12 protein-coding genes are annotated in these 17,849 nt (G+C 62.2%); 10 read left to right on the top strand and 2 right to left on the bottom strand.

Features of this window, described 5'->3' with window-relative positions:
• The first annotated feature begins 99 nt into the window (after nt 1-99).
• The 9 genes from VGU25_07365 to VGU25_07405 all read left to right on the top strand — a co-directional run bounded on the left by VGU25_07365 (nt 100) and on the right by VGU25_07405 (nt 11,701).
• Complete coding sequence (locus tag VGU25_07365; protein HEV2577013.1) at nt 100-786, top strand: polysaccharide biosynthesis/export family protein; 687 nt, start codon at nt 100-102, stop codon at nt 784-786.
• Nucleotides 783-2,084: a hypothetical protein gene (locus VGU25_07370; protein ID HEV2577014.1), complete on the top strand. Its 1,302-nt coding sequence runs from the start codon at nt 783-785 to the stop codon at nt 2,082-2,084. The genes VGU25_07365 and VGU25_07370 overlap by 4 nt, the downstream gene beginning before the upstream one ends.
• Before the next feature lie 10 nt (nt 2,085-2,094).
• Nucleotides 2,095-3,642 carry a Wzz/FepE/Etk N-terminal domain-containing protein gene (locus tag VGU25_07375; protein ID HEV2577015.1) on the top strand — a complete coding sequence of 516 codons (1,548 nt, stop codon included), beginning with the start codon at nt 2,095-2,097 and terminating at the stop codon, nt 3,640-3,642.
• A gap of 2 nt (nt 3,643-3,644) precedes the next feature.
• A complete protein-coding gene (locus VGU25_07380) occupies nt 3,645-4,571 on the top strand; it encodes an AAA family ATPase (GenBank protein HEV2577016.1) in 927 nt (308 codons plus the stop codon).
• On the top strand, nt 4,568-5,671 hold the full coding sequence (locus VGU25_07385) for a CpsD/CapB family tyrosine-protein kinase (GenBank protein HEV2577017.1): 1,104 nt from the start codon (nt 4,568-4,570) through the stop codon (nt 5,669-5,671). Before VGU25_07380 ends, VGU25_07385 begins: the two co-directional genes overlap by 4 nt.
• A gap of 57 nt (nt 5,672-5,728) precedes the next feature.
• Nucleotides 5,729-7,105, top strand: coding sequence for a TIGR03013 family XrtA/PEP-CTERM system glycosyltransferase (locus VGU25_07390; GenBank protein ID HEV2577018.1), 1,377 nt, complete (start codon nt 5,729-5,731; stop codon nt 7,103-7,105).
• Between the two features lie 95 nt (nt 7,106-7,200).
• Nucleotides 7,201-8,781, top strand: coding sequence for a ribulokinase (locus VGU25_07395; GenBank protein ID HEV2577019.1), 1,581 nt, complete (start codon nt 7,201-7,203; stop codon nt 8,779-8,781).
• 42 nt (nt 8,782-8,823) lie between these two features.
• A complete protein-coding gene (locus VGU25_07400; protein ID HEV2577020.1) occupies nt 8,824-9,555 on the top strand; it encodes an L-ribulose-5-phosphate 4-epimerase in 732 nt (243 codons plus the stop codon).
• A gap of 79 nt (nt 9,556-9,634) precedes the next feature.
• Nucleotides 9,635-11,701: a beta-galactosidase gene (locus tag VGU25_07405; protein HEV2577021.1), complete on the top strand. Its 2,067-nt coding sequence runs from the start codon at nt 9,635-9,637 to the stop codon at nt 11,699-11,701.
• 255 nt (nt 11,702-11,956) lie between these two features.
• Here the strand turns inward: VGU25_07405 and VGU25_07410 are convergent, their stop codons facing one another.
• Together VGU25_07410 and VGU25_07415 are read right to left on the bottom strand one after the other, a co-directional pair.
• Nucleotides 11,957-13,738: an alpha-glucosidase gene (locus tag VGU25_07410; protein ID HEV2577022.1), complete on the bottom strand. Its 1,782-nt coding sequence runs from the start codon at nt 13,736-13,738 to the stop codon at nt 11,957-11,959.
• Between the two features lie 136 nt (nt 13,739-13,874).
• Nucleotides 13,875-14,738 (bottom strand): hypothetical protein, encoded by an 864-nt coding sequence (locus VGU25_07415; GenBank protein HEV2577023.1) that lies wholly within the window; start codon nt 14,736-14,738, stop codon nt 13,875-13,877.
• 200 nt (nt 14,739-14,938) lie between these two features.
• Between VGU25_07415 and VGU25_07420 the strand changes: the two genes are divergently transcribed.
• Complete coding sequence (locus VGU25_07420) at nt 14,939-17,767, top strand: protease pro-enzyme activation domain-containing protein (protein HEV2577024.1); 2,829 nt, start codon at nt 14,939-14,941, stop codon at nt 17,765-17,767.
• Nucleotides 17,768-17,849: the final 82 nt, after the last annotated feature.

Here is a 17,849-nt window from a genome sequence, read left to right on the forward strand (position 1 = left end):
CACAATTCGGGCTGGAAAGCGACTCCTCGACAGGTTTCGGGCCACCTTCCATAGGAATTTGGCAACTGTTGTGCATACAGCTCAATAAGAGAGGATTTTGTGAAGGTATCAATTACCACCGCTGCATCGAAAGTTAGCCGTTCCAGCTCCTTCCGCGGAGTTCTTCTGTTTCTCGGGATGCTGGGAATCGCTGCGCTGTGCGTCGCCCAGGCCGCCAAGCCCATTCTTACGCCCGCGCCGGTCCCCCCGAGCCAGACCCCTCCGACGCCAAACACCGACGCTGTCGCATCCATGCCGATCGACCCCTCCACCTATCTGATAGGGCCTGAGGATGTCCTCCAGATCACTGTCTGGAAGGAGCAAACTCTCTCCGGCACCTTCCCGGTTCGCCCGGACGGGATGATCTCCATGGTCCTGCTCGGCGATGTGAAGGCTGCCGGTCTGACCCCGCTGCAACTGACCGCCAACCTGACCAAGGAATACAAGAAGTACATTCAGGAACCCCTTGTAACTGTTGGAGTCCAAGCGGTTAACAGCAAGCATATCTTCCTCGTCGGTGAAGTAGGTCGTGTGGGCCCCATCCCGCTTACACCCGGCATGACACCTTTGCAGGCAATTTCGGTTGCCGGAGGCCCGACTCCCTATGCGCATCTAAAACGCATCTATATTTTGCGTGGGCCTCAAGGAAAGCAGGAGAAGATTCCATTCAACTACAAGGCAGCTTTGAAGGGAGACAACCCGCGAGACGTGATTCTGGAACCGAACGACACGGTTGTGGTCCCATGAGAACGATAACCACAAGTCTTCTCGCGCTCTCGATCCTCGCCCTGCCGGCCACCGGGCGGGGCCAGGCGAACACGCCTGCGCCGGTATCCAACTCGATGCCGCAGAATAACTTCGGCTTCAATCTGCCGACGCATCTGGGCACGCTCGATTACTCCGTGAGCGGATCCGAGATGCTCGAGTTCGGATCTGAGCAGGGGTCATCCGCATACGCGAGCACCGCGCTCAGCGGGAACCTCGCTTACATGTCTCCCAGCCAAAGGTTCCCGTTCAGCATGATCTACTCCGGTGGCCTTGTGTTCACCACGGTCCCGGGAAACAGCAACACGGAAACCTTTCAGGACATTGCGGTTTCCCAGGTCGCAAACTTCAAATCATGGGTCTTCGTCGTGTCGGATTCCCTTAGCTTTCTGCCCGGCTCCCCTACAACCGGACTCTCGGGATACGCCGGGGTAGGTGATGTGGGTGTCGCTCCCGTACAGACTGGCATTGGACCCAATCAGAGCATCCTGACGAACTACTCCAACCGCATCGGTAACGGGCTGGAAGGCAGCGCTACTTGGCAGGCTACCCCCAGTCTGGACCTCGAAGCCTCCGGATCCTGGCAGGTGCTCCACTTCACCGGAAACGTAGACGCTGTGAATACCAACCAGATCTCGGCCACAGCCGGTCCGTCTTACCGGATCGATGCCCGCAATTCGGTGGGCGCCGCCGCATACTACAGCGACGTGACCTACCCGAGCTACGGCGAGTACAAGATTGAAACCGAAGGCGTGAACATTAATTACAACCGCGCCTGGACACGTAAGTTGAGCACGACCTTCAGCTTCGGTCCGGCCCGAACGCATGGCATCACCACTGCTGCGATCCCGCAGCGGTGGAACCTGGCCGGCTCGGCCCAGGTGAGCTATGCAACCCGCACGACCGGTTTCTATGGCAGCTATGACCGGTCAGTAAACGGCGGATCGGGCATCATCTTCGGCGCACTCACTGACAGCGTTGCGGTGGGGATGGAACGCCCCATCAACCGGGACTGGAACCTAGGCCTTCAGGCCACCTACTCTCGCAGCGTCGGGCTCATTCCAGTAAACGGCCTTGTTCCAAGTTATAACTCCGTCTTCGGAGGCGCCCAGGTATCGCGACGTATCTCCGAGTCACTCTCATGTTATGGAAGCTACACGGTTGTCTGGCAGTCCGGAAAAAATCAGCCGTCAGCTCTCGGCCCCGCATTCAACGGCACGAATAACATCTTCGGCTTCGGCATCACATTCGCTCCTGCGCCGCTTCTGAGCGGCCGGTAAGGTATTCCTTATGCTTGGTCATCGCACATTAACGATAGAAGACTACCTAACCATTCTGAAGCGTCGTTGGCTCGTCATCCTCATCCCAACGGTCATCCTTCCGATTCTGGCGTTCGGCATCAGCTATCGCATGACGCCCATCTACACCTCCCAGACGCTGATCCTCATCGAGCAGCCGAAGGTGCCGGATGACTACGTCAAGTCGGTCGTTGACGAGAGTCTCGACAACCGCCTGGCGTCGATGAAGGAACAGATTCTCAGCCGCTCGCGTCTCGAGCCGATCATCAAGCAGTACAACCTCGGCGATCCGAAGGCGGACATGGATACACGCCTCGAAAGCGTGCGTACCGCCATCGGCATCAAGGCGATTCACTCCGATATCTCCGGCGCAGGCGGTCTACCCGGCTTCTACATCTCGTTCAAGGCCGGCGACGCACACACCGCGCAGCAGGTCTGCCGCCAGATCACCTCTCTCTTTATCACTGAGAGCGCAAAGTCCCGCGCGGCATCGGCACAGGGCACGACGGAGTTTCTGGAGGAGCAGCTCAACGACGCAAAGAGCAACCTCGATGCGCAGGATGCGAAGCTCGCCGCCTTCCAGCGCGAGAATATCGGCGCGCTGCCTGACGATCAGGATGCCAACATGAACATGCTCACCACCCTCAACACGCAGCTCGACGCGGCCAACCAGGCGCTGGGGCAGTTACAGCAGGAGAGATCCTACCGCGAGGCGATGCTCGCCCAGCAGGGTAGCGGCCTGATCTCGACCTCCGAGACAGGCAGCAAACCCGGGCCGGCTCAGCGCGGCGCCGCTCAGGCCACGCCCGAACAGGCGGCCGAGATGCAGAAACTGCAGGATGGGCTCGCCGACCTTCTCAATCACTACACACCTGACTATCCCGACGTTATTGCTACGAAGCGCAGGATCGCCGACCTGAAAAAGGAGATCGCGGCCAACGGTGTAGCCTCCGGACCGAACGGAGCTCCGGTCGTCGTCGAATCACCTGCCGTCCGCCAGCTCCACATGCAAATCTCTGCGATCGACGACGCGATCCAGCAGAAGCGCAAAGATCAGTCCAACATCCAGCGGCAGATCGGTATGTACCAGGGCCGTATGCAGGCGAGCCCGCTGGTCGCTGCCAAATACAAAGAGCTCAGCCGCGACTATGCGACAGCTGAAAAAGGCTACGACGACCTCCTCGCTAAGAAGAATCAGTCCCAGATGGCGACCGAGCTCGAAAACCAGCAGCAGGGAGAGCAGTTGCGCCTGATGGATGATGCCAATCTGCCCGATGAACCCACCTTCCCGAAACGCTCCATGTTCGCCCTGGGCGGACTGGCGGCCGGCCTCGCGCTGGGCGTGCTTCTCGCCGCTTATCTCGAGTATCGCGACAAGTCGCTTCGCTCGGAACGTGACGTTTGGGCCTTCACGAAACTGCCGACGCTTGGCATCATCGCGCTAAGTCCCAACGCAACCGCTTCAGCCACAAACGGCACCAGCTGGTTCAAGCGCCGTCTGAAACCAGCGAATCCGCCTCTGGCGAAAGTGGGTGGGTAGCCATGTATAAAAAGTTCTTCAACCTTCAGAACAGTCCGTTCGGCACCAGTCCTGACCCGCGGTTCATGTACATGATGCCGCATACCCGCGAGGTCCTGGCCGGTCTGGAATACGGCATCTTTGCTCGCAAAGGCTTCACGGTCCTTACCGGCGAGGTCGGCACCGGCAAAACGACCATCCTGCGCCGCGCGCTCAGCGCGCTCAGCCAGGAGCGCGTCTATACCTCGTTCGTCTTCAATCCCCTGCTCGAGCCGCTGGACTTCCTCGAGTTCGTGCTCTCTGACTTCGGCCTCACCCCAACCTCGCGCACCAAGAGCGGAATGCTTTTGCAGCTCAACCGCTGGCTCATCGAGCGCTTCCGCATGAACGAGACCTGCGTCGTCGTCGTTGACGAAGCGCAGAATCTCTCCTGGGAGTTGCTCGAGGAGATTCGTCTCCTCACCAACCTCGAGTCCTCGTCCGAGAAGCTGCTGCAGATCGTGCTCTCCGGTCAGCCGGAGCTCGAGGAGAAGCTCCGCCATCCGAGCGTTCGTCAGCTTCGCCAGCGCATCTTCCTCTGGTGCCGCACTCAGCCGCTCACCGCCGATCAATCGGCCGAATACATCGTCGAGCGGCTGCGCATCGCCGGAGCCACGCACCCCATCTTCACTCCTGAAGCCGCGAGGCTCGTCCATCAGCACAGCCGCGGCATTCCGCGCCTGATCAACCTGATCTGCGAGCACGCTTTGATCCTCGCCTACGTTGAGCAGAGCCAGCAGGTCACGGCCGAGACCATCACCTCCGTCGCCGCGGACCTGGAGTTGGAAATGCAATCCTTTCTGATTCCTCCCAATGATGTGGTCGAGGAATCGCGTATTAGTTCCGGGCCCGGAGATCCTTCCCGCCCAATTCACTTCTTTGGTCGAACTGCGGAAAGGCAGGTCCGATGAGTCGCATTTACGAAGCGTTACAGCGAGCTGAAGCAGAGCGCCAGGCAGAGCGCGAAGACAGCAAAGCCGCCGTACTCACACCGGCATCGGAGGCCGAAGCTGCACCGGCTGAGCCGGCACCGCGTGCGCAATCGGTCGCTCCAGTTGGTACCAGAGCTCTCGTCGAGCGCCCCGTGGAACGCCCCGCGGTCGAGAGAATGGACACGCCCGAGCCTCAGCCGTTTATTCCGCCCGTCATCCCGCAACGGATCCCGGAACGCGTCAGCCGCCCCGTAGGCGAGCGTTTCTCCTCGCCACTAATCGAGTCTCCACCCCTGTCCGCATCTGCCGCCTTCACCGACCGTCACCCCGCGCCGCGTACGCTGTGGAGCGAGATTCGCGCCACCGACTGGCATCTCGCGATCGAGCGCTTCCCTGCTCTGGAGCAGCGTGGCGCCATGGTCGAGCAGTTCCGCAGCCTGCGCTCCCGGCTGGAAGAGTTCCGCGCGATGAACCGCCTCCAGTCGCTGCTCGTCTCCAGCGGCGTGCCGCAGGAAGGCAAGAGTTTCATCGCCTCCAACCTCGCACTCTCGCTCGCCCTCCACAAGAGCAGCAAGGTATTGCTCATCGATGGCGACATGCGCCGCTCCACGCTGCAGGAGTACTTTGGCTGCCAGGCGCACCCAGGCCTGTCGGACTATCTCTCCGGCAAATGCGAGATCGTCGATGCCATGCAGCGCCCCTCGTCCGCGAGCACGCCTTCGCGCCTCATCGCGCCGTTCCTTAGCAATCTTGTCGTTATCCCCGGAGGAAGCGTCGGCGATCGCGCCGCCGACCTCGCCGGCAGCCCGCGTTTCGAGGAGCTGCTCCGCGTCGCCAACGAGCACTTCGACTGGATCATCGTCGACTCCTCGCCCGTCATCCCCGTCTCCGACTCCGTCAGTATGGGCCGTGCCTGCGACGCTGTTCTTCTCGTCGCACGCTCCGGCATCACCAGCTATACCGTCGCGCAGCGCGCGCAACACGAGCTCAAGGCATCCAACATCATCGGTTTTGTGCTCAACGCCGTAAAGAACCCGCCCGCTGCCGACAGTTATTACACCTACGACGCTGTGAACTAAGAGCTTTAAGCAGGACTCTGAACTAAGCTGTAAGCAAGACCCCGAAACTAATCGACCATGATTCGCTTTTTGAACGTCTACTATCCCACGCGCACGGTCATCCTCCTCCTCTGCGAGGCCCTGATCGTCGGTGGCTCTTTTATTGTCGCCTGCCTGGTTCTTTTCGGGCCTTCGACAATGAGCGTTCTCCTGACGAACCATGGCCTGCTGAAGATCGGCATCCTCACCGCACTGACGATTCTCTGCGCGTACTACTTCGACCTCTACGAACCGCAGCAGCTCTCGGCGCCGTGGGAGATCTACTTCCGCCTGCTGCTCGTCATCGGCTGCCTTTCGCTGCTGCTCTCGCTGGTCATCTTCATGTTCCCGCAGGTGGACATCGCACGCTATGTCTTCCTGCTCGGCCTCGCGCTGGTCGTCACCTTCCTCATCATGTGGCGTCGCGCCTTCGAGTGGATCAGCGGTAAAGCCATGTTCCAGGAGCGCGTCTTCGTGCTCGGTAACGGCGCCATCGCCGCACACCTCATCGAGGCCATCCGCACTCGTAAGGAAGCCGGCATGGAGGTCATCGAGTCCACCAGCCCGCTGATCGTCTCGCCTGAAGGCACCCACTCCTACCACGACATCATCGAGCGTATCGCTACCATCAAACCGCCGATCCATCGCATCATCATCGCCATGGAAGAGCGCCGCGGCGAGCTCCCCGTGGACGACCTGCTCGCCATGCGCATGCGTGGAGTTGAGATCGAAGAGGTCGGCAGCCTGCTCGAGCGCCTCACCGGCAAGCTGCAGCTCGAAGGCCTTCGCCCCAGCAATCTGCTCTTCTGCGAAGGCTTCAACATGAAGCAATCGCTGCAGCTCACCCAGCGGCTCGCATCCTTTGTCGTTGCGCTCATCATCCTTCTGCTCTTCGTTCCGTTCTTCCCCTTCGTCGCGCTGGCCATCAAGCTCTCATCCAGCGGCCCCATCTTCTTCTCGCAGACACGCGTCGGCCTCGATAACAAACCCTTCAAGGTGCACAAATTCCGCACCATGTTCACCGACGCCGAAGCCAAGGGCGCGCGCTGGGCCACCAAGGACGACCCGCGCGTCACCCGCATCGGCGGCTACTTCCGCAAGACCCGCATCGACGAGATCCCGCAGCTTTGGAATGTGCTCCGCGGCGAGATGAGCTTCGTCGGCCCGCGCCCCGAGCGCCCCGAGTTCACCTCCTGGCTCGCGCAGGAGATCCCCTTCTACAACCTCCGCCACATGGTCCGTCCCGGCCTCACCGGATGGGCGCAGGTGCGCTACGGTTACGGCGCCACCCTCGCCGAGTGCCGCGAGAAGCTCGCCTACGATCTCTACTACCTCAAGCACAAATCGATGGGCCTCGACTTCCTCATCATGTTCGAGACCATCAAGACCATCGTCCGCCGCCGCGGCGCCCAGTAGTCCTCACAAGCCGAACCCTGACTCAATGCGATAGATTGGATACGTCCTTCGAGACCAGTCTCCCGGCCTTCGTCCGGGTATAGGAACCTATTCGCATGCGTATCGTTGCCGGAGTCGACTTCGGAACCCTCAGCACACGTGTCACCCTGCTCGACGCCGAGCGCGGCCGCCTCGGAACAGCCTCAGCCAGCTATCCCCTTCATCGCCGCCGTGACGACCCGGACTTCGCCACGCAATCCCACGCCGACCAGATGAACGCGCTCGTCGAGGCCATGAAACAGGTCCTCGCAGAAACCGGTACCTCTGGCGACCAGGTTGAGGCCATCGCCCTCGACACCACCGGCTCCAGCGTCATCCCCGTCGACGCCAGCATGCAGCCGCTCGACGAATACTATCTCTGGTGCGATCACCGCGCCCTCCGCGAGGCCCAGCAGATCACCGCTCTCGCGCACCAGCGCAACCTCGAAGCCATCCAGTGGTGCGGCGGCGTCTACTCGCACGAGTGGGGATGGGCCAAGCTCCTCCACTGGCTCCGCCACAACCCTGACAAGCGCGCCAACTTCGCCTCCGTCTTCGAGCACTGCGACATGGTCGCCGCCACGCTCTGTGGGATCACCAACCCTGCCGACGTAAAACGCTCCGCCTGCGCCATGGGCCACAAGTGGCTCTGGAACCCGCGCTGGGGCGGCTACCCTCCCGAAGAATTCCTGACCGAACTCGATCCGCTCCTCGCTGGCGTGCGCGACAAGATGACCGGTGAGGTCCTCACCTCCGATCACATCGCCGGCCATCTCTCGCCCGAGTGGGCCGCCAAGCTCGGCCTCCGCGCCGGCATCCCCATCCCCGTCGGCGCGTTTGACGCCCACTGGGACGCCATCGGCGCCGGCTGCCGCGAAGGCGACGTCGTCAACGTCGTCGGAACCTCAACCTGCATCATCGCCATGGGTCACGGCGCGAAGCTCATCCCCGGCGTTTGCGGCGTTGTCCCCGGCAGCGTGCACCCTGCGTTCACCGGCGTTGAAGCCGGCCTCTCTGCCGTCGGCGACATCTTCGAAGCCATCGCAAAACGCGCCGGCACCGACGTCCGCAAACTCTCCGAAGGCCTCGAAAACTACCGCGCCGGCCAGACCGGCCTCTTGCGTCTCTCCTGGGACAACGGCGACCGCACCGTGCTCGTCAAGAGCGAGCTCGGCGGCATCACCCTCGGCTGGAACCTCATCCACACCGCGCAGGACGAGCTCTTCGCCGCCATCGAAGGCACCGCCTTCCATACCCGCATCATCCTCGAGCGCATGGCCGAGTACGGCGTGCCCATTGAGCGCATCATCAACGCCGGCGGCATCCCGCAGAACAACGCCGTGCTCAACCAGGTCTACGCCAACGTCTTCAACAAGCCCGTACTCGTTCCCACGACGCCGCCCACCAGCATCGGCTCCGGCATCTTCGCGCAGCTCGCCGCCGGCATCTTCCCCGACATAGAGACAGCCCAGCAGAAGATGTGCCCCAAGCACCGCATCTTCACGCCCGAACCTCGCGCGGCGGCCATCTACGACAAGCTCTACCCACTCTACCGCCGCGTCTACTTCGCCTTCGGCGATGAAGGCGTAACCAGCGCGCTCGGCGACATCCTGCGCGCCCTGCGCGACATCGCCGCCGAAGTCCGCTCGCAAGCTTAAACTTGCCGGTATCATCGCTGCGTATAAAAACAAGGACCCGTCATGCTCCTCAAACAACTTCGCGAACAAGTCCTCGAGGCCAATCTCGAACTCGTCCGCCGCGGCCTCGTCCTCTACACCTTCGGCAACGCCTCCGGTGTCGACCGCAACGAAGGCCTCGTCGTCATCAAGCCCTCCGGGGTCGACTACGAACACCTCCGTCCCGGCCACATGGTTGTCACCGACCTCAACGGCAAGATCGTCGAAGGCGAGCTCCGTCCCTCCTCCGATCTCGATACCCACACCCTCCTCTACCGCGAGTTCCCCTCCATTGGCGCCGTCGTCCACACGCACTCTGAGTACGCCACCAGCTTCGCGCAGGCCGGTCTTCCCATCCCTCCCCTGGGCACCACGCACGCCGACTACTTCTACGGTCCCGTCCCGGTCACCGCGCCGCTCACCGACGAAGCCATCGGCGGCCGCTACGTTCACGAGACCGGCCTCGCCATCGTCGCCCGCTTCAAAGGCGCTGACGGCCAGCCCGCGATCGATCCCCTCGCCGTCCCCGCCTGCCTCGTCGCCGGCCACGCGCCCTTCGCCTGGGGCGGAACCCCGCACGATGCCGCCCACAACGCCGTCGTCCTCGAAGCCGTCGCCCGCATGGCCTACCGCACCCTCACCCTCAAGCGCGAGGCCGCCGAGGTCTCCCAGGCCCTCCTCGACCGCCACTACTTCCGCAAACACGGCGCCAACGCCACCTACGGCCAGTCCACGACACATAGCCCGTCATCCTGAGCGAAGCGCACAGCGCGAAGGACCCCGAAGAAGTCTGTTCGACCACAAGATTTCGGACCTTTTCCACCTCGGAGCATCAATGAAGAAGCTCGCACTCGCCCTCCTCGCCGCAGCCTGCGCTCTTCCCCTCTGCGCCATCGACGCCCAACAACCGCTTCCTCCCGAGCCGAACAAGGTCCCGCTCGAGCTCGGCGCCGCCTGGTACCCCGAGCAATGGCCCGAATCCCGCTGGGACGCCGACCTCACCCTCATGGAGCAGGCGCACATCCACTTCGTCCGCGTCGCCGAGTTCGCCTGGTCCACCATGGAGCCATCCGAGGGAAACTTCCAACTCGACTGGCTTGACCGCGCCATCCGCCTCGCGGAGAAGCACCACATCGCCGTCGTCATCGGCACACCCACCGCCGCGCCGCCTGCCTGGCTCACGCAGAAATACCCGGAAACTCTCCGCACCATGCCTGACGGCCGCCGCGACACTCACGGCAATCGCCAGCAGTTCGATTTCGGCGATCCGAAGTACCGTGAGCTCTGCCGCATCATCGCCACCAAGCTCGCCGAGCGCTTCGGCCATGACCCCAACGTCATCGGCTGGCAGATCGACAACGAGTACGCTCGCGACAGCGACGGCGCCGACAACCGCGCACAATTTCAGGACTGGCTCCACGCGCGTTACAAGACGCTGGACAACCTGAACGCCCGCTGGACCACCGCCTACTGGTCGCAAACCTACAATGCCTGGGACCAGATCAACATCCCCATGCCGTCGGAGCGCGCCGAAAACCCAGGCCTCAATCTCGCCTGGCGCGAGTTCGTCTCCGACACCTGGCGCAGCTACCAGCGCAATCAGCTCGATGCGATCCGCGCCCACGCCGAGAAGCGTCAGTTCATCACCACCAACATGATGGGCTGGTTCGACGCCTACGATCACTACGACGTCTCGCAGGACCTCGACCTCGCCTCCTGGGATGACTATGTCGGCAGCGGCCATCTCAACTTCGAGCGCAACGGCGCCACGCACGACCTCACGCGCGGATTCCTCCGCAAGAACTTCTGGGTCATGGAAACGCAGCCCGGCATGGTCAACTGGCACACCAACAACAACTCGCTCAACAAGGGCGAGGTCCGCGCGATGGCCTGGAACGCAATCGGCCACGGCTCCGAAGCCGTCGAGTACTGGCAGTGGCGCAGCGATCTCAACGGACAGGAGCAATACCACGGCACGCTGGTCGGCGCCGACGGCACGCCCGTCCCGCTCTACGCCGAAGTCCAGCAGCTCGGCGCCGACTTCGACAAAGCCGGCCCCGTCCTCGCCGGTACCACCGTCCACTCCGACGTCGCTCTGCTCAACGACTATCCCTCACGCTGGGCCATCGACTGGCAGCGCCACAACAAGGCCTTCGACCCCGTCGACGCCTTCATGAGCTTCTACACGCCGCTGCATGATGCCGTGCGCTCCGTCGACGTCATCCCCGACACCGTTCCGCTCGACCACTACAAGCTCGTCGTCGCGCCCGCGCTCAACCTCATCACACCCGAAGCCGCGAAGAACCTCGAAGCCTACGTCCGCAACGGCGGTCATCTAGTTCTTGGCCCGCGCTCCGGCATGAAGGATGAAGACAACGCCCTCTGGCCCGAGCGCCAGCCCGGCCCGCTCGCCGAGCTCCTCGGCGCACGCGTCGAACAGTTTTACGCGCTCGACTCCACCGTTCCCCTCAGCGGCGACTGGGGCAACGGCGAAGACACTCTCTGGGCTGAACTGCTCTCCACCAAATCACCCGACACCAAAGTCCTCATGCGCTACGGCAAGTCCAACGGCTGGCTCGACGACCAGCCGGCCGCAGTCACGCGCAAAATCGGCAACGGCTCCATCACCTACATCGGAGCCTCACTGGACGCTGCCGCCATGAAGCGCGCCGCCGAGTGGATGCTCTCCGACGCCGGCCTCGCTCCCATCCTCCCCAACATCCCCGCAGGCGTCGACGTCGGCATCCGCTCCGGTGACAACAAACACATCCTCATCCTCACCAACTACAACGCCACTCCCGTCACCATCGCATTGCCCTCAACAATGCACGACATCCTCGCCGGCACCACCACCAGCTCGATCACGCTGCCGCAGTACGGCGTCGCCGTCCTCCAGCAATAGAACCGCCGAATCCGGGTGGCCTACCCTTTCACAGTTTCATCGTGAAAGGGTGGGTTATCGCGCGTTAAGACGCGCGAGTCTTTTGCCTTTGCCTTTGCCTTTGCCTTTGCTTTTGCTTTTGCTTTTCTTGCTGTCATCCCCGACGGGGATCTGCTTTTGCTTTTGCCTTGCCGTTGCCTCTAGGTACCCCGAGGCTTCAGCCTCGGGTCTCATATGCCGTTACAACCCGAGGGGCTTTAGCCCCTCGGGTATGCCCTACCGCACCTCTGCCACCCACGCCGAATACGCCGGCAGCGTCACATTCTGCAACGACCCCACTGCCTTCAGCGAATCCTCACTCGCCGCAATCGTCTTCACCGTCTTCCCCGTAACACCGGCCGCACCCACATCCAGCGACACCGTCTTCGCCTGCGCGCTCATATTGATCGCCACCACCACCGGCTTGCTTCCCGTCCGCACATACGCCAGCACATCCGCGTCGCCCGCATCCAGCATCACGAACCCGCCATCGTGCAGCGCCGGGTTCGTTCGGCGCAACTCGATCAGCTCCTTGTACCAGTTCAGCAGCGACCCAGGCTCACCGCTCTCCGTCTGCACATTGACCGTCTTGTAGTCGGGCGCAATCGGCAGCCACGTCGTCTTAGCCGTCGAGAACCCCGCATCCAACCCCGGCGTCCACTGCATCGGCGTCCGCTCGCCGTCGCGCCCCTTCTCCTTCGGCCATCCCGTAATCCCGATCGGGTCCTTCACATCCTCCTTGCGCGTCGGCACCGTAGTCGGCATCCCAATCTCCGCGCCGTAGTATGTCAACGCCGTCGCACGCGTCGTCAACAGCATCGCCGCCACTGTCTTCGCAATCGCCACATCGTGCACGCCATCGCCGTACCGCGTAATCGAGCGCGGATTGTCATGGTTGTCGAACACAAACAGCGGTTGCGATCCATTCAGCTCCGTCTCCGCCTCTCCAATCGTCTTCCTGAAGTGTGCGGCCGAGTACCTACCCCCGAAACCAACCAACATATCCATCGGCAACTGCAGCTCATTCTTCGACGCGCCCCCGTACCACTTCTGCAGCGCCGCCGTGTTCGGCAGATACGTCTCGCCAATCAGCACGCGATTCCCCGGATACGCATTCACCATCGCGCGCATCCGCCGAATCACATCGTGCACCTCAGGCAGATTGTCCGTGTACTCCGTGTTCACATTCGGATCGCCATACGCGTTCACACCGCCCGTCTCCGGCTCATTGCGCAGCTTCGGGTCCTCAAACAGCGACGGAATTGCATCCAGCCGAAACCCAGCCACACCCTTGTCCAGCCAGAACCTCATCGTGTCGAACATCGCCTTCTCGACCGCCGGATTGTTCCAGTTCAAATCCGGCTGCTGCTTATAGAAGCGGTGATAGTAAAACTGTTTCCTCGCCGGCACCCACTCCCACGCCGACCCGCCAAACACCGACGTCCAGTTATTCGGCGGCACCATCCCGACATGCTCCCACCGCTTTTGATACGCCGTCACTCCTGGCGCATCCGCCTTCACGCCATCGTTCCAAACATACCAATCCGCTTTCGCATTCGTCCTTGAGCTCGCCGACTCTACAAACCACCTGTGCTTGTCCGACGTATGGTTCAGCACCATGTCCAGAATGATCCGCACATTGTGCTGCTTCCCCGCCGCCAGCAGCGCGTCAAAGTCCTTCATCGTCCCATACTGCGGATCGACATTCTCGTAGTCCGAAATGTCATAACCAAAATCCACCTGCGGCGAGGGATACATCGGCGCAATCCAGATCGCATCCACCCCCAGCCCCTGCAGATATCCCATCCGCTCGCGAATCCCATTCAGATCGCCAATGCCATCGCCATTCGAATCCTGAAAACTCCGCGGATAAATCTCATAGATCACCGCATGCTTCCACCACGTCGCATCGTGGCTCGGCGCCTGCGCCGACGACACACTCGCCTGCTGCGCCCATCCCCACGCAGGCCCCCCACACAAACACGCCGCAAGTAAAACTCCAGCAAACGAACGCTTCATCGCAACTCCTTTTTTCGATCTAGAAGTAGTTAGTGGTTAGTAGTTAGTCGTCAGTAAAAAACAACCCCACTTCTAACTCCCTAACTTACTAACTCCCTAACTCCCTAACTCCCTAACTCACACTAACCACTAACCACTAACCACTCACAACCCCATACTTCTCCGCCAGAAACTCCCCCAGCTCCTCTGGCACAACTCCCGCCAGCTCCTGCCACGTCAGCAGCTTCAGCCTGCACCTCAGCTCAAACGATCGCACCGCGCGCATTACCGCGTACCAGATCTCCACCAGCTCCGGCCTGCGCGCATCGCACACCACGCCAAACGAGCACCCGCTCGCAGACGCGGCCAGCGTTCCGCGAATCAACTGATACCCCAGCACCGTTCCATTCCGCACCGGCAACTCATCCGTCTCAAACACCTCTTCCAAATCGCGATATCTCTCAATCAAACTCAGCCGAGCCGTCTGAAAATCCGACTCCGTCAGCTTCGCCTCCACCAGCAGATCGCCCACGCGCATATCGACCTCGGTGTTGTCGGTCATGCCGTCGCGCTTGCCTCCCTTAAGCGGTGTCCGCGGCTTCACCCCAAACTCCGGCACCGCGCCTGCGCCAACACCCAGCAGCGCCCGCACACCCTCACTCTCCATCACGCCCGGATAACAAAACACATTCATCAGCAGCGCGTCCGAGCTGTTCGCGCAATCCAGCTCCATCCACTGCCAGTCCGCCCGCGCCCGCACGCGCTTATGCGCCGTGTGGACCTTCTTCAGCCTTCGCGCCCACTCCGCGTTCCCGCAGATCGCCTGATACGCCCGCTCATGAAAGTTCCCATGTCCCGCCTGCTCGCCGGGCGCAAAAATGATGCTCGGCACCTCGCCGTCCGTCCGCTCATACGCCAGCCCATGCTTCGCGGCGAAACGCATTCCGCGCACACTCAGCTCCGTCCGCAGGCTCAATCCGCCCGGAAGCTCTTCCCACGCTCCTGTCGCATCCGCAAACACTTAGCCATAATAGTCTGCTCGGCTGTGCACCTATGTCTCGCTCCTAACATATGAGCTCACAGATATCGCCACTCCCCTCACCTTTCGCCGCCATCTGTCGATAAATCCACCAAAGTCGGCTTTCTCTCAGCCCACTTCTCTGCTACCGTTACCCGCGAGATTCCTCTCAACTCAATCGGCTCTCTGAAAGATTTGTTCGGATGCACACGTTTCATCGGCTCGCTCGGCTCCCGGCTATCTCCTCTCTGTTTCTGCTGTCGTGTCTCTCTTTCGCACAGAGTCCCGCTCCGCGCATCCGCGGCCCCATCGAAGCCGCTCCGTCCGTCACCCTCGCAGGCTCGCTCGACCCGCACATCCGCACCGCCGATGACCTCGGCCCCCTCCCGCCCGACACACGCATCGCCGGCGTGACCCTTGTCTTCAACCGCAGCGCCGCGCAGCAGGCCGACCTCGACCAGCTCGTCGCCGGCCAAACCAACCCCGCGTCGCCCCTCTTCCATCATTGGCTCACTCCCGATGAGTTCGGCGCTCGCTTCAGCATCGCCGCCTCGGACATCGCCGCCGCCCAAACCTGGCTCCAGTCCCACGGCTTCACCATCGACGCCGTCTCACGCGACCGCATTACCTTCTCCGGCAACGCCGCCCAAATCCAGCAGGCCTTCGGCGCCGAGCTCCACCGCTTCCGCTCGACCACCGCCAACCAATCCGAGCTCCACTTCGCTCCCGCCGCCGACCTCTCGCTCCCTCCCGCGCTCGCGCCCGTCACCGCTGCCGTCCTCCATCTCTCCGACTTCCGGCCCAAACCCAGCGTCCGGCCGCATCCGGCGTATACCACGCGCTCCACCCAGAGCCACTTCCTCGATCCGCAGGACATCGGCAACATGTACGACATCTGGCCGCTGCTCGGAAGCGATAGCCTCACTGACGGCCAGGGTCTCGCCATCGTCGGTCAGTCCTTCGTCCAGACCGGGTACGGCTCCATGGTTTATGTCTTCGACACCTATCTCAGCGGCGACCGTCAGATCACTCCCGTACTCGTCCCAGGTTCGGGCGTAGAAGCGATCTTTGATGGCGACCTCGGCGAATCCGAAATCGACCTCGAATACGGCAATGTCTTCGCCGGCGGCGCCAACATCTTTTTCGTCTACACCGGCTCCAGCGCCAATTACAGCGTCTTTGACGCGCTCTCCTACGCCATCACCCAGAACATCGCTCCTGTTATCAGCATCAGCTATTCCGAGTGCGAGACACTTCTGAGCCCCAGCGACGCCCAGCAGTACAACGCCCTCCTCGATCAGGCAACCGCCCAGGGTCAGACCATCATCGCCGCCTCCGGTGATAGCGGGGCGACTTCTTGCGCCGCCTACAGCACCTCAAACGGTATTACCGCCGCGCAGCAGGAAGCCTTGGCCGTCGGCTTTCCCGCCAGCAGCCCGTATGTCACGTCCGTCGGTGGCACCCAGATGGCGCCCGCGACCTTCGCTCCCGGAACCAACTCCTATTGGAGTTCCGCATCTTCTTCCAGCGACAACATCCAGTCGCTGATCGGCTATGCGCCTGAGATTGTCTGGAACGAAAGCTCCCCGACACTGGGCATCGTTGCCTCGGGCGGCGGCAGCAGCTCCTTCTTTTCGCGGCCTGCGTGGCAGGCTGGCGTCCCGGGCATTCCTGCGGGCAGCTTCCGTCTCATACCTGACGTCGCCCTTCAAGCTTCCGTCGCCAATCCCGGCTACATCATCTGTTCGGATGACCCCTACATCGCCGGCCCGCATAACGACTGCGATAACAGCCTGCAATTCGGCAACTCTTATCTGCTCGACGGCGGCACCAGCTTCGCTGCTCCGATCTTCGCGGGAGCTCTCGTCGCTCTCAGCGGCTCCAAACACGCTTATGGCCTGGGCAATATCAATCCCGTCCTGTACAGCCTGGCCGCGCAGCCTGCCATCTACAGCACGGCCTTCCACGACATCACCTCCGGCACAACCGCTTGTGGCTCGGGCGACGGCAACTGCGGAACGGCTGGCCAATCCAACTACGCCGCTGGCATCGGTTACGACCTCGCCACCGGCCTGGGCAGCGTCGACTTCGCCAGGCTCGCCGCCGCTTGGCCACCCACCCCCACCGCCAGCCTCATCCCTACCTACATCTCCTTCTCCGGCTCCGCGTCCTCTGTGAATCCCGGGGCGCCGCTGGCGCTCGAGATGACCGTCTGGCCCATCAATCCCACGCCCTCCAGCACGCTGGCCACGGGAACCCTGTCGGTCGCTATCGACGGGCATGTCATCGCCTCCTCGCTTTCGCTGCCCACCAGCTCCCTCAACGCCGGCGCTACCGTCACTGACACTGTTTCCTCGCCAACCACCGGCATAACGCACATCGTCACCGCGAAGTACTCCGGCGACGCAACGCACGCTCCCGCCACATCCACCTTCGTCGTCACCGAGGGCTCGACCATCGCAACCGGCACCGTGACCATCTCGGCAGACAGTCTCAGCCTATCCGGCAACAGCACCGGAACCACGCAGCTCACGATCACGCCATCCGGCGGCTACAACGGCATGCTCACCTGGTCCTCCAACTACAGCGGCGGCACAGAAGACATGGCCATCTGCTATGTCGTCAAGGCTCCGCCAGTCAATGGTCCAACTACCGGGACCATCAACATCGGCGTGGGGACCGCCTGCAGCTCGCCCTCAGGCTCGATGGCTCCGTCCAGCGTGCAGCGATCCTCTCTACGCCAGGCAAACCAGCCGTCGCGCGGAGCACCCGCGGCAGCCACCTTCTTCGCGCTTCTTCTCTTTGGCATGCTTCCAGCGCGGCGTGACCGGAAATTTCTGCCCACCCTCTGCACTGCCTTGCTCGCCGCCATCGTCGTCACGCTTATCGGCTGCGGCTCGGGGACCGGAGGTAGCGGAAGCGGAGGCGGCGGCAGCCCAACGCCGCAGGTCTACACCATCACGATCATGGCCAAGGACTCCGTAAACACCACCATCACGGCGTCCACCAACTTCACTCTCACCGTCCAATAGCGTGGAGAAAAGGCCATCATCCTGAGCGAACGATAAAAGCCGGTCATCCTGAGCGGAGCGCGTAGTCGAAGGACCCGAAGGA

Source organism: Acidobacteriaceae bacterium (genome assembly GCA_035944135.1).
Taxonomy (GTDB): Bacteria; Acidobacteriota; Terriglobia; order Terriglobales; family Acidobacteriaceae; genus Granulicella.

Coding starts and splice junctions, on each gene's coding strand:
- VGU25_07410 (HEV2577022.1), bottom strand. CDS start 13,738: ATGAAGCGTTCGTTTGCTGGAGTTTTACTTGCGGCGTGTTTGTGTGGG.
- VGU25_07390 (HEV2577018.1), top strand. CDS start 5,729: ATGATTCGCTTTTTGAACGTCTACTATCCCACGCGCACGGTCATCCTC.
- VGU25_07400 (HEV2577020.1), top strand. CDS start 8,824: ATGCTCCTCAAACAACTTCGCGAACAAGTCCTCGAGGCCAATCTCGAA.
- VGU25_07405 (HEV2577021.1), top strand. CDS start 9,635: ATGAAGAAGCTCGCACTCGCCCTCCTCGCCGCAGCCTGCGCTCTTCCC.
- VGU25_07370 (HEV2577014.1), top strand. CDS start 783: ATGAGAACGATAACCACAAGTCTTCTCGCGCTCTCGATCCTCGCCCTG.
- VGU25_07395 (HEV2577019.1), top strand. CDS start 7,201: ATGCGTATCGTTGCCGGAGTCGACTTCGGAACCCTCAGCACACGTGTC.
- VGU25_07375 (HEV2577015.1), top strand. CDS start 2,095: ATGCTTGGTCATCGCACATTAACGATAGAAGACTACCTAACCATTCTG.
- VGU25_07380 (HEV2577016.1), top strand. CDS start 3,645: ATGTATAAAAAGTTCTTCAACCTTCAGAACAGTCCGTTCGGCACCAGT.
- VGU25_07420 (HEV2577024.1), top strand. CDS start 14,939: ATGCACACGTTTCATCGGCTCGCTCGGCTCCCGGCTATCTCCTCTCTG.
- VGU25_07385 (HEV2577017.1), top strand. CDS start 4,568: ATGAGTCGCATTTACGAAGCGTTACAGCGAGCTGAAGCAGAGCGCCAG.